The following is a 12,878-nucleotide window of genomic DNA, read 5'->3' as shown; positions in this document are numbered from 1 at the left end:
GCGACACCACACCTGGGTCCACGACCGGGGCCGCGACGCGACGGTCACCGCCCTCGGCGTCACCTGGCACCTGCGATGACCTCGCCCCGCACCCGGCCCGAGACGGGCCGGGTCAACACCATGCTCACGCTCGCGCTGATGCGTGTATCCGACCATCCCTGTCTCGCGCCGGGTCCTGCAGACCCCGGCGAGCCCGGGCGCCGAAGCGTCGAACGGATGTGGCGAGCCGAGCGCAGCGTCTCGCCAGGGCTCTTGACGCCACGGCCGCAGTCTTCGGCCCGCAGGGACAGCCGCTCGCCGGACCAGAGGGCATGGACAGCCAGCACCAGTTCGGTCCCGTCCGCCGACACCGTAGGCGATAGTGGGGCGATCTGAGCACGCCGGAGCCAGGACGCTTCGCACTGGCCGGCGGTGGTCCTGCTCAGGGGGAGGACGGGCCGACGAGATCGTCGATCAGTGTCGCCAGCACCGACTCCTCGTGCACGGCGCGGGCGTGGCGACGCATCGCGGCACCGAGCTCGGCGTCCCAGGTCGGCTCGACAGGGGAGCCGGCCAGCATGGTCCCACCGAGCGCTAGCCCCTCGAGGTAGTCCTCGGCGCTCATCCGCCAGGGCTGGGCCCCGTGCCGAGCGACAGCACGGTTGGCCAGTGCGATGCCGGGCCAGTCGAAGTCGCCGTGGTAGCGCAGCGGCACACCCTCCTCGGTCAGGTGTCCGAGCACCTGGTCGACAACCAGGTTCGGCTCCCCGGCGGTGCACACGACGGCCCAGGCGGCCACCGACCGATTGACAGCGGCAGGCCCGGCAACGGCATACTCGGCGATAGCCTCCAGGACGCGCGGGTTCTCGCAGACCAGCACCCGGGTGTACAGCTCGGGCACGAAACCGTCGGCCCGCCGCAGGTCCCAGTCGGTGATGTGCACCGGGTCGCCGACGTCGGCCGCGGTCTCCAGCCGCCGGGCCAGCGCACCGTCGCCTGCCAGGCGCAGACCCCAGACCAGACAGGTGCGCGACACCAGGTCCGGCGTCGCCCCGACGGAGCCCCACAGCTCCTCCCGGGCACGGGCCGAAGCAGGCACCGGCACCGCTGCAGCGGCAGCCAGGGCACGCAGCACCACATGGTGCAGCACCGTGTCGCGGTCCAGCGCGTGGGCGTCGCCCAACAGACGTGCACCGAGCTCGACGCGCGAGAGTGTCTGCCGCGCATCTCCCGGCGTGGGGAGAGCGTTGAGCACCCTGGCGGCGTCGCGCACAACCTGCTCGGCGTCCGCGCGCCTTGTCAGCATGCCGGTGCGTCGCAGACCCGCGACCCAGTCGTCGGCCCACGGCGCGCGCACCAGGTCCGCGGCCAGCGCCAACGGCTCTTCCCGAGCAGTCTGCTGCGCAACCCTCCGGGCCGGCCGGTCCTGGGGGGCACTGCCGGTGACCGTCGTCAGCACGGCCAGTAGGCCACCCGCACCCGACCGCTCCCGCAGCCGGCGGTCCAGCTCGGCCAGATCCACCCGCACCCGCTCGCGCACCGTTGTGCGGCCGAGCAGCGCCGCCACCGCTTGACGCTCGGCCCGCGTGCGAAGCGTCAGCACGACATACCCCTCCGCCACCAGGCCTGCCTTCTCGAAGCGGGTGAGGATCCGCTCCCACGACGGAGCCAGAGCCGGGTCGGTGACCCACGGCGGCAGGTTCTCGCTCACCCCACGCTCTCCAGGGTGCGCCCGTCCCAGCGGTACTCGTACTGCGCGATGCCCCGCTGGCCGGGGTCGCGCAGCGCCTCGTAGATCGCCAGCGACGGCACCGTCGAGTGGTCGCCCCAGAGCCTCTCACTGGTGATGACGAAGTCGAGGTCGAGCTGCACCAGCAGCCCGAAGAGCAGAGGGTGGGTGCGCACGTCGATCTTGGGGAACGCGTCATCGAGCAGCACCAGCCGCGGTGCGTAAGGCGCAGCACCTGCGAGCGAGGTGAAGTGCGCCGCCGCGGCGGCGAAGAGCGGCAGGTAGCACAGCACCTTCTGCTCGCCCTGCGACAGCGGTGACCGCCGGTGCAGCCGCTCCCATCGGCCAGCAGCCTCGGGACGGGTGTAGCGGATCGTGAACGTGAACCAGGTGCGGTAGTCCAGCGCCGCCGCGAGATGCTCGGAGTAGGACAGCTCTGGGTGCTCGGCCCGGGAGGCCTCGATGAGCCGGTGCAGCGCGTCGCGCAGGGCGGCCCGCTCCTCCGGCAGCAGAGCACCGACCGGCTGGGTCAACAGGTCGACCGCGGCACGGGCCTCGGACGCGACGTCGTCGCGCAGCCGCCAGTCGAGCCGCACGCGGATGCCCTGGGAGGTCGACACCTCACCGAGCTGCAGGTTCATGGCGTCGACCAGCTCCCGAGCGTCGCGGCGGCAGCGGCGCAGTGCGTCACCGAGCTCGCCCAGCACGTGCCGCTCGAACTGCTCCCGCTCCCGCTGGGTCAACAGCTCCCGGTCACGCTCGACGGCCGCGGCGACCCGTTTCGACAGGGTGGTGATGACCGCCTCCCCGGCCTCGTCGCGCCCGGAGACGGTATGCAGCTCGCCGCGGCTCGCGAGCACCGGCTGGTGCTCCGCAGCGGGTCCGCTGGTCGCAGCGGTGTAGCGCTCCCAGAGCTGGGTCGTGGCAGACGGGACGTCGGCGGTGCTCAGCGCCGACAAGGTCCTGACGACGGCGAGTGCGCGTCGGGGCAGGGGCACCGCGGGGTCGAGACCCTCCAGGCCGAGCACGTTGTCGGCGTCCTGCGGCTGCACGTCGGCGGCCTCGAAGAGGCCCGGCACCCGCGCCAACCCGGTGAAGGCGTCGAGCACCGAGGTGCGGGTCGACCGGTGACCGACGAGCCGCTCCTCGGCGGCGGCCACACCGGTCTGTGCCTTGCCGAACTCGACATGGAGCGAGTCGAGGTCACTCCGTGCGGCTTCGCCGTCCCGCTGGTGGGTCTTCAGGGAGGCACGGGTGTCGGCGATGCGCCGTCGCAGCTGCGCTACCGAGTCGCCCACCGACGCCTGCAGCTCCGTGAACTCTGCCGTCGCCACGTGCGCTGCCCGCGCAGTCTCGGCGGCGGCGTCCTCGTCCAGCGCATGTGCGTGCCGAGCCGCGGCGTGGTCCGCCCAGGCCCGCTCCCATGACTCGAGCATCCGACGGGTGCGTGGGTCCTCTCGGTCGAGCTCGCGCAGCCCCTCGGTGACGGCACGCAGCTGCTCCTCGACGGCGGCGAGCGCGGTGGGGTCGATGGGCAGCGCCTGCTCGTCGGCGACCCGGCGCAGCTCGTCGCCGCGCCGGACGGACTCGGACCGGGCCGCCTGGGCCTCCGCCTGGGCCCGCTGGTTGCGCCGCTCCTCACGCTGCTCGGCCTCGACGAACAGCCCGACCCGGTCCCAGGCGGTGCTCAGCGCCCGGCCGGACGGCACTGTGGCGGCCCAGGCCTCGAGCTCGGTGACCTGCTCGGCCAGCCGGGTCTGCTCCAGGTCGGCCCGGTCACGCACCTCCCGTTGGGTCTCGATGTCCGCGTCCAGAACCGCGAGGCGGCGGGCGCGCTCCTGGACGCGGGCGGTGGCGCCGACATACTGCGCCCTGTCTTTGCCCGCGCGCCCGTGTGCCGGGCCGAGGCGCCACGACCCGTCGGTGGCCACCCACGCCGTGGCCCCTCCGCCAGGCCGGCGGTCCGAGCCTGGCCCGAGTCCGATGCTGCGCAGCACCCGGGTCACGTCGTCGATGGTCAGGTCGCTTCCCTCAGGTAGGTCGACGACTAGCAGCCCGTCGAGGCCGCCCTGGGGCCTCGGCCCTCGGGTCAGGTCCGTGCCGACAGGCACGAGCACGACGTCACGCTGCTCTGCATCGAGCAGCCGACCACCCGGTCGCACCCAGGCGTCGAGCAGGCCGGAGGCCTGAAGTGCTCCCTCCAACCCGGCCCGGTCCTCCTGTGGCAGGTTCTCGGTGAAGTCGACGAGCTGCCAGAGGGCGTGCCCGTCGGGACGAGCGGTGCGCGGCAGCGCAGGGGCCGGTGGCGCTGGGGCCCGCTCGGCCTCGACCATGGCCCGGTCCGCGCGAAGGCGCTCCAGCTCGGTGCGAGCCGCTGCACTCCCGGCCCGTGCCTCAGCGAGCCCGTCCCGCAGCGACGCCAGCTGTGGGGCTGCGCTGCGGTGCCCCAGCCGGTCCAGGTCGGGCAGCGTCTCCGGCGTCAGCTCGGCGGGCAGCACGACCTCCGGCGCTGCCGGCCGCGCGGCCCAGCCGGCGAGCCGTGCCAGCAGTGCGTCATGCTCCCGCCGGCTCGTCGCCTCGGCCTCGACCCGTGCCTCGCGGGCCTCCTCCCACCGGACCTCCGTCTGCTCGGCCTCCCGCTCGGCGACGGTCTGCCTGCCCTGGGCGCTGGACAGGGCCTCGAGGGACTGACGCACCAGGCCCACACCGGCGCGCCGGTGCGAGACCGCGGACGTCGCGTGGGCGAGCGCGTCTCGCAGCCGGTCGAGTGCACCGAGCATGACCGGGCCGGCCTCGTCAGGGACGGAGAGCAGCGTGTCGGACGTCAAGGTCGTCGACACGTGAGCGCCCGGCACCGACCGCCGCAGCTGGTCGCCGACGGAGCGCACCGCCGCCACCACCAATTCGACCGACTCCTGCAGCCGGTCGCGCTGCTCGGCGAGCGAGGCCGTGGCGCGGTCCACCGTGCCCCGGCTGCGCGCGAGCTGCGCGGTGGCCTGCCCCGCGAGCTCGGTCTCCCGCTGTGCCCGCTGCCCGAGCTCGTCCAGCCGGCGCTGGTCGCGGAACTCGGAGCTGTCCTCGAGAGCGCGCAGCCGTGCGCGGTCGTGCTCGGCACCTGCCTGGGCCGTCTCCACGGAGTCCAGCGTCTCCGCTCGTCGTTGCTCGATGGCCCCCAGCGTCTCGCGAGCATGGTCGAGCGCGGTCCTCAGCTGGCGCTCCTCGACCACCACGGAGCCGACGGCCCGCGCCCGGTCGGCGACGACCGCGCCGGCATACGCCGCATACCCCTGCGCCAGTGCGCTCAGCGCCACCGCGGCGGCCGCGCGACGGTCGAGCTTCTCACCCACCGCGGTGAGCCCGTCGAAGGTGTCTGCGGCGCCGCGGACGGCCTGCTCGTCGAGCTGGGGGAGTGCCTGGGAGAGCTGCTGGGTGAGCCGGGCCGGTTCGATGTCCTCACCGACCTGGGGCTGGCGCAGCCAGTAGAGCAGCCGCAGGACCTCGTCGTACTGTCGCGGGTCGAGGCCGAAGAGGGCCTGGCCCACGTGGGCCTTGTAGTCGGCGGCTCGCTCGAAGACCTGCTCGGCGCCGAGCACCTCACGCAGCCTGGCCTGCGGCAGCGGACCGGCGGCGTCCTCCAGCGACAGGTCGACGCCCACGCGTCCCGAGGTCACGAAGTGCCAGGCGGTGGCCTGCCGGGCGGTCGACGAGGCTCGGACGCCCACACCGCAGGTGAAGAACTCAGCCTGCCCCGTCTCGGTCGTGCGTGCGAACTCCACCCAGACGTAGCCCACCCGGTTGCCGCCCTCGACACCGTCGGTCATCAGCCACAGCAGGCTGGTGTGGTGCTTGGCCGAGGCGGTCATCCGAGCCTTGTCCCCGTCGAGCGCGAAAGGCAGCAGCAGCTCCAGGGTCTTGGACTTGCCCGCACCGTTGGCCCCGCGCAGCAGCATCCGGCCGTCGGCGAAGGTGAACACCTGCTCGTCGTACTGCCAGACGTTGAGGATGCCTGCCCGGTGCAGGCGGAAGCGACGGGTCGTGGAAGCGTCAACGCTCCCAGTGCTCGTCATCGTGGCCGTCATGGGTCCTCCTGCTCGAAGAGCGAACGCTCGCCGGCAGGTCCGGCCGCGGTCACGAGCTCGGCGCGGGGGGCGTACCGCGCCGCGGCGGCATGCACCCACGTCGTGGCGCCCTCGGTGCGGACCAGGCCGGCCGTGACCAACAGCCGCACTGCCTCGTCGAAGAGGGCGTCGGGGTCGTCCTGGTGGTCTTTGCGCAGGCCGCGCCGCCAGGCGCGGAAGACCCGGTCGCCGGCCGAGCGTGCGGTCGAGGTCGCCACCGGCACCCAGGTGCGCGAGGTCCCGTCGTCCACCGCTGCGCAGCTGCGCCGGGCGACCTCCGTGAGCTCGGCGAGCAGCAGCAGCGCGAAGTGCTTGGCCGAACCCACCCCTGGGAAGGCGAGGTCGGAGAGCTCGCCGTCGGGGTCGAGCGCCAGGGCACCCTCAGCCCGGATCTCCAGCTCCAGTCCCAGCCACCGGCTGAACCACTCACGCTCGCGCTCCCGGTTGCGCCGCCACCAGCCGCGCTGCTCCTCAGTGAGGTCCTCGACGGACAGCACCGGGCGTTCGACGAGGTGCCGGCGCACGGTGATCCGGGCACCACCGGCCGATGAGGGCACCTCGGGGACGGCCAGCACGTCCGCTGGTCCCTCGCACGAGACCAGCGGCGCGGAGAGCAGCACCGCCAGCCGGTCGCGGTGCACATCGAGCAACGACTCGGTATGCCGTTCGGCCCAGTGCTCGAGGTCGCCGTCCCGCTCGCTGAGCACCCCGAGGTCGACGAGGGCAACCAGTGCCGAGTGCAGGGCCCGCCGGTCGTGCACGCTGTCGAGGTCGACGTCGATCGCGGCGTCGACAGCGGCAGAGCGCACCCCCGCCACCACCTCGTCGACCATCACCTGCTGACGGGTCCGGGCGAGCGCCGCCAGCGTCAGGGCCAGGAAGGCGTAGCGGCGCGGTGTGAAGGGTCGACCGTTGCGACGACGCAGGCCACGGCTGGGGTCGGGTGCCAGGCCTGTCTTCAGGAGGCGCGCCAGACCTGGCTCGACGACGAGGCGGTAGCCCAGGCCGTCGGCGAACATCGTCGTCAGCTCGCGCTGGTGGCGTCGCACGAGGGCCAGGTCGTCTGCGTGGGCGTCGGCGTGCAGCAGCGGCGTGCGCAGCAGCGCCCGCGCGGCGCGGCGCCGCTCGGCCTCGACGTAGGGATCGGTCGCAGGCGTCGGGCGCTCCGGCGTCGCGGTCATCCCTGGGCCCTCAGTGGCGTCATGCCGTCGTTGTGCACGCCGTCGTTGTCCACGTCGGCGTCCGCCTCCACTGTCAGGTCGACTGTCAGGTCACAGAGCGTCAGCACCCCTCCCGGGCTCCGCAGCCGCACCTGGGCCCCCGGCTGCCGGCGGACCAGCAGCGAGAGGCTGGTGCCCGGGGCGCGCAGCTCGGCGGTCGCCACGGCGTCGGCGCCGAGCGGACGCCCCGCCTGGGCGAGTGCTGCGGCATACAGGTCGAGGAACGTGCTGCGGGCTCCGTCGCTGAGCCGCACCTCCACCACCGGACCCGCGTGGGCCGCGAGCTCAGCGGCTGCGCGCTGTAGTCGTCGCTCGTGCTTCGCACGTTCGGCGAGCCGGGCCTGCTTGGCCGCGGAATAGTCGACTCGCGCCCCGGACCGGCCGGACGCCCGGCGCTCGCCTCGCAGCCGCAGGCCGACCGGCACCTCGGCGGCGGGGGAGTCCCACCAGCTGCGGGTGGACGGCACCGGGTCGCCCTCGGTCTCGGCGGCGAAGGACAGGTGGCGCGTTGAGTACAGCCCGAAGGAAGCGGCCCACAGCTCGTGGGCCCGGTCGTCCGAGGACGCGTCGAACCAGCCGGCGAGCCGGACGAGGTCGCCGTAGCGGCTCTGGTGCCGGTCAGCTCCCGCGGCCAGGCGGCGCAGGTTGGTGAGGAGGGCACGTAGAGCATCGGTGGCCAGGCGGCGCACGTTGTCGGCGTCCGGGCGCCGAGAGGCCGAGCCGATGAACCATGCGTGCAGGCTCTGCCAGTCCTCAGGCTCCAGACCGGGTGCCCGGCGGGCCTGGGTGCCGTCCAGACCAACGAGCCGCCCGGCGGAGTCGGCCCGTGTGCAGAGCGTCGGCACGTGCGGCTCGAGCCGCGACAGCTGATCGGCGACCTGCGGCATGTGCCGGGAGATCTCGTCGACGAAGCGCTGCAGGTAGTCGATGAGCGCACTCTTGAAGAGGACGAACTCGTCGCGGCCGAGGTCGAAGCGGGTGAGCACCTGTGCGAGGTAGGAGTAGAACTGGCGCGTCGAGGTGACCAGCACTTCGAACTGGGCGAAGATCGTCGAGACTCGGGTGGCCAGCTCCGTGGGCTCGGCGGCGTCCAAGCCCTGGTCGCAGAGCTCGACGAGCCCGGTCAGCCCTGACAGCAGACCCGGCAGCATCTCGCTGGAGACCTCGCGGGCGCCGTCGGACCGTGTCAGCAGCTCCTCCACCTGGCGCTGCACCAGCTCGCCGCGCGGCGTGAGCTGGTAGCGGGCGCGGTTCGTGAGGTACTCCCGCACGCTGCGGGCCTCGGCCTCCCGCGGGCTGCGCGCCAGGTTGCCGTGCTCGACGAGATAGGACAGGCGCTGGTCCACCGTGTCCCGGTCGAGGTGGACTCCTGCCTCGCGCAGGCGCTCGGCAACCTCGTCGGCCGACTGGTCCGAGAGGAAGCCGCTGATGCCGGTCGTGAAGAGCCGCATGACGGCAAGGTAGGTGCCGGCCTCCTCGTTGACGGCATACCTGAGCGCACCGAGCGTGAGCCGCTCGCCCGGCTGCAGGGTGCCCTCCGACATGGGGACACCCTACGGAAGTCCACCGTTGCGCCGAGGACTCGGCGGGCTCGCGCCGTGACCTGTGGCCTCTCAAGGGGCTAGAAGTTCCTGCGCTCGCAACGGCGTGCCGAGTACCTGTGGAAGCACGGCACCAGGACGAGCGCATCCGCACCAGGATGTCGCGTGTGGACCTCAGGGGGACGGCGCGCAGGCAGCACGGCGTCGTCAGCAGACCGCAGGCGCTCGCTGCCGGGCTGACCGCCAAGCAGGTGCGCTGGCGGGTGGACAGCGGCGAGTGGCAGCGCGTCCACCGCGGGGTCTACCTCACCCACAACGGCACTGTGACATGGCACGCCAGGGCGTGGGCAGGCCTGCTGTGGTGCGGCAGCGGCGGCGTGCTGGCCCTCGATGCCGCGGCCTACCTGTGGCGTCTGGAGAGGCTCGCACCCACGGTCATCACCATCGGGATGAGCCCCGGCCGGCGCCCACGGCCGGTGGATGGGGTGCGCACGGTGCAGCGCCGCAGGCTGACCTCCACCAGTGTGGACGGCCTTCCGGTCACCCGGCTCGCACAGACGGTCGTCGACCTGGCCGACCGGCCGGAGTGCAGCCTGCCCGAGGCCATCTCGCTGGCGGCCAGGGCCTGCCAACAGCGCAGCCTCGACGAGCAGTCGCTGCTGGCCGAGCTGCGGGTACGGGGGCGCCACCGACACCGCCGACAGCTGCGGCTGGCGCTCGGCGAGATCGGCAACGAGGCGGAGAGCCTGCCGGAGGTGTGGTTCGCCACCAGGGTCCAGCGGCCGCACGGCCTGCCGGCCTTCGAACGCCAGGTCGTGGAGGACGACGGCACCCGGACCGACCTCAAGAGCCGCGAGTTCGGGCTGAACGTCGAGGTCGACGGTCGGCTCTGGCACGCCGGCGAGCGCTTCCACAGCGACCGCCGCCGAGACCGTCGCGCTGCTGCTCGCGGGGAGGTGACGTTGCGTGCCACCTTCGTCGACCTGGACTCCCGGGCCTCTGTGCATGGGTGTGGTGCTCAGGGGTCCGGCAGATTGCGGACCCCGTGCGCATCACATCGAGCGGTCGGGGGGCTCTGGCAGACTCCGTGGCGTGTCAGAGCTGACCTACGCCGTGATCGGTGCCGGACCGTCGGGGCTGGCGGCGGCGCGCAACCTGCAGCGCTTCGGGCTGCCGTGGACGGGCTACGAGCTGGCCGGTGACGTCGGCGGGCTGTGGAACATCGACGGCCCACGCAGCACGGTCTACGAGTCGGCGCACCTGATCTCCTCGCGCACCACGACCCAGTTCACCGAGTTCCCGATGGACGAGTCGGTGGCCGACTACCCGAGCCACCGTGAGCTGCTGGCCTACTTCCGCGGCTTCGCCGACACCTTCGACCTGCGGCAGGGCTTCGCGTTCGACACCGAGGTGGTCTCGGTCGAGCCGGAGGGTGAGGGCTGGGCCGTGACCAGCGACGGGCCGGGCGGACGGCATACCCGCCTGCACGCAGGGGTGCTCATCGCCAACGGCACGCTCAGCGAGCCCCACGTGCCCACCTTCGAGGGGCACTTCGACGGCGAGCTGATGCACACCAGCGCCTACAAGCGGCCGGAGGTCTTCGCCGGCAAGCGGGTGCTGGTCGTCGGCGCCGGCAACTCCGGCTGCGACATCGTCGTCGACGCGGTGCACCACGCGGCCTCGGTCGACATCAGCGTGCGTCGGGGCTACCACTTCGTGCCGAAGTACCTCTTCGGCAAGCCGGCCGACACCCTCAACCAGGGTCGTCCGCTGCCCGCGCGCCTCAAGCAGGCCGTCGACACCCGGGTGCTGCGTCTGTTCACCGGCGACCCGACGCGCTTCGGCTTCCCCGAGCCGGACCACCGGCTCTACGAGTCCCACCCCATCGTCAACAGCCTGATCCTGCACCACCTCGGGCACGGCGACGTGACGGTGCGCCCCGACGTGCAGCGCTTCGACGGCGACGGGGTGGTGTTCACCGACGGCAGCCGGCTCGGCTACGACGTGGTGGTGCTGGCCACCGGCTACCGCCTGCACTACCCGTTCGTCGACCCGGCACACCTGCACTGGTCGGGGATGGCCCCGGACCTCTACCTCAACATCTTCGCCGGACCCGGCACCGGGCTCTTCGTGCTCGGCATGATCGAGGCCTCCGGCATCGGCTGGCAGGGCCGCTACGAGCAGGCCGAGCTGGTCGCGGCATACCTGCGTGCCCTGAGCGAGGCCCCTGAGCGCGCCGCTGCCCTCGAGGAGCACATGACCGGCCCGCGGCCCGACCTCTCCGGCGGCTACCACTACCTCGGGCTGGAGCGGATGGCCTACTACGTCAACAAGGACGCCTACCGTCGTACCGTGCGCCGGGAGACCGAGGCCCTGGGGGTGCGCCCGTGACCGATGTCGACAGCATCCGCATCGCCTTCGACGAGGCGTCGCTGACCACCCTCAAGATCGTCATCGCCGCCATCCTCCTCGGGGTCGCGCTGGACACCCGGCTGGAGGACTTCGCCGCGGCGGTGCGCCGGCCGGGCAGCATCGCCGTCGGCGTGGTCGCGCAGTTCCTGCTGCTGCCGGCGCTGACCTTCGTGCTCACCCTGCTGCTCGACGTGCGCGGCTCGGTGGCCCTCGGCATGATCCTGGTCGCGTGCTGCCCGCCGGGCAACGTCTCCAACATCCTCACCCACCGCGCCGGCGGCGACGTGGCGCTGTCGGTGTCGATGACCGCGGTCGGCAACGTGCTCGCGATCTTCCTCATGCCGGTCAACGTCGCCTTCTGGGGCGGGCTGCACCCGAGCGGCCGTGAGGTGCTCGCCGACATCGAGCTCAGCGCGCTCGACATGCTCACCGAGATCGGCATCGTCATCGGGGTGCCCTTCGTGGTCGGGCTGGCCACGGTGCGCTACGCCCCGCGGGTGGCGGCCGTGGGGCGGCGCTTCGTCGGGCCGGTCGCGTTCCTCGGCCTGGGCGGGATCATCGCTGTCGGCGTCGCCAACAACTGGGACGTCCTCGTCGAGTTCCTCGGCGTCGTGCTCGTCGCGGTGTTCCTGCACGACGCGCTGGCCCTGGCGCTGGGCTACGGCATCGGCCGCGCGACCGGGCTGCCGGCACGCAGCACGCGGGCGATGACCTTCGAGGTCGGCATCCGCAACGCCGGGCTGGGCCTGCTGCTGGTCTTCACCTACTTCGACGGGCTGGGCGGCATGGCGCTGGTCGCCGCCTGGTGGGGCATCTGGGACATCGTCGCCGGGCTCGTCGTGGCCTCGCTGTGGCGGCGGCGGCCGGTGGCCGAGCGCACCGAGGTGACCGTATGACGTCGCGCGTGCTGGTCACCGGCGGCTCCGGCTTCCTCGGGTCCGGCGTGGTGCCGGCGCTGGCAGCGGACGGCCATCACGTCGTGAGCGCCGACCTGCGGGTGCCGGCCGCTCCGGTGCCGGGGGCCGAGCACGTGGTGATGGACGTGACCGACGCCGAGGCCGTCGACCAGGTGATGGGGCACTGGCGGCCCGAGGTCGTCGTGCACCTGGCCTCCGTGGTGACACCCGGCAAAGGCTCCTCGCGGGCGCTGGAGCACGCCGTGGACGTGCAGGGCAGCCGGCACGTGCTCGACGCCTGCCTGGCTCACGGGGTGCGGCGGGTCGTCGTGTCCTCCAGCGGTGCGGCCTACGGCTACCACCCCGACAACCCGGTGCCGCTGACCGAGGGCGACCCGCTGCGCGGCAACGTCGAGTTCGCCTACAGCGACCACAAGCGGCAGGTCGAGGAGATGCTGGCGGCGCTGCGCGAGAGCGCCCCGCACCTGGAGCAGGTGGTGCTGCGCATCGGCACGATCCTGGGGGAGCGGGTCGACAACCAGATCACCGCGCTCTTCGAGCGGCCCCGGCTGCTGAAGGTGCGCGGGTCGGAGTCGCCCTTCGTCTTCGTCTGGGACGCCGACGTCGTCGAGGTCGTCCGCCGGGCGGTGACCAGCGAGGTGACCGGGGCGTTCAACGTCGCCGGTGACGGCACGATGACGGTCTCGGAGATCGCCGCCGCCCTGGGCAAGCCGACACTGACCGTCCCCGAGCCGGTGCTGCGGGCCGTCCTGGCCGGGGGCCGGCGGCTGGGGCTCACGGCATACGGCCCGGAGCAGACGGCGTTCCTGCGCTACCGCCCGGTGCTGGGGAACCAGCGGCTCATGGAGGTCTTCGGCTACACGCCGGCGATGACGAGCCGGGAGGCGTTCGAGGCCTGGAGGGCGGAACGTGCTGCCTCGGCCTGACGTGTCTGTGCTATATGGCGCTATAGATGCGCGATA

The 12,878-nt window shown here is 72.8% G+C and carries 8 protein-coding genes; 4 read left to right on the top strand and 4 right to left on the bottom strand.

From position 1 onward, the window contains the following. Window positions 1–421 precede the first annotated feature (421 nt). Genes LVO85_RS14065 through LVO85_RS14050 form a run of 4 tightly spaced genes read right to left on the bottom strand, consistent with a single transcriptional unit; the run spans window position 422 to window position 8,590 of the window. On the bottom strand, window positions 422–1,690 hold the full coding sequence (locus LVO85_RS14065) for a TIGR02679 family protein (protein WP_232748123.1): 1,269 nt from the start codon (window positions 1,688–1,690) through the stop codon (window positions 422–424). Next, window positions 1,687–5,787 (bottom strand): TIGR02680 family protein, encoded by a 4,101-nt coding sequence (locus LVO85_RS14060; RefSeq protein WP_232748122.1) that lies wholly within the window; start codon window positions 5,785–5,787, stop codon window positions 1,687–1,689. Before LVO85_RS14060 ends, LVO85_RS14065 begins: the two co-directional genes overlap by 4 nt. Next, window positions 5,784–7,007 carry a TIGR02678 family protein gene (locus tag LVO85_RS14055; protein WP_232748121.1) on the bottom strand — a complete coding sequence of 408 codons (1,224 nt, stop codon included), beginning with the start codon at window positions 7,005–7,007 and terminating at the stop codon, window positions 5,784–5,786. The genes LVO85_RS14060 and LVO85_RS14055 overlap by 4 nt, the downstream gene beginning before the upstream one ends. Then, the gene (locus tag LVO85_RS14050) at window positions 7,004–8,590 is read right to left on the bottom strand and encodes a TIGR02677 family protein (RefSeq protein WP_232748120.1); all 1,587 of its coding nucleotides are present in this window, start codon (window positions 8,588–8,590) and stop codon (window positions 7,004–7,006) included. The genes LVO85_RS14055 and LVO85_RS14050 overlap by 4 nt, the downstream gene beginning before the upstream one ends. A gap of 164 nt (window positions 8,591–8,754) precedes the next feature. Here LVO85_RS14050 and LVO85_RS14045 point away from each other — a divergent pair, with 164 nt between their 5' ends. From LVO85_RS14045 to LVO85_RS14030, 4 genes are read left to right on the top strand one after another with little or no spacing between them, the layout of a single operon-like run. Further along, complete coding sequence (locus LVO85_RS14045; RefSeq protein ID WP_232748119.1) at window positions 8,755–9,789, top strand: type IV toxin-antitoxin system AbiEi family antitoxin domain-containing protein; 1,035 nt, start codon at window positions 8,755–8,757, stop codon at window positions 9,787–9,789. Beyond that, entirely contained in the window at window positions 9,680–10,978 is a 1,299-nt protein-coding gene (locus tag LVO85_RS14040) for a flavin-containing monooxygenase (RefSeq protein ID WP_232748118.1), read from the top strand. Before LVO85_RS14045 ends, LVO85_RS14040 begins: the two co-directional genes overlap by 110 nt. Further along, window positions 10,975–11,895, top strand: coding sequence for a bile acid:sodium symporter family protein (locus tag LVO85_RS14035; protein ID WP_232748117.1), 921 nt, complete (start codon window positions 10,975–10,977; stop codon window positions 11,893–11,895). The genes LVO85_RS14040 and LVO85_RS14035 overlap by 4 nt, the downstream gene beginning before the upstream one ends. Further along, on the top strand, window positions 11,892–12,842 hold the full coding sequence (locus LVO85_RS14030; RefSeq protein ID WP_232748116.1) for an SDR family oxidoreductase: 951 nt from the start codon (window positions 11,892–11,894) through the stop codon (window positions 12,840–12,842). Before LVO85_RS14035 ends, LVO85_RS14030 begins: the two co-directional genes overlap by 4 nt. Window positions 12,843–12,878 lie beyond the last annotated feature (36 nt).

This window comes from Ornithinimicrobium sediminis, from assembly GCF_021272345.1.
Taxonomy (GTDB): Bacteria; Actinomycetota; Actinomycetes; order Actinomycetales; family Dermatophilaceae; genus Ornithinicoccus; species Ornithinicoccus sediminis_B.
This window is presented reverse-complemented; position numbering and strand designations above follow the sequence as displayed.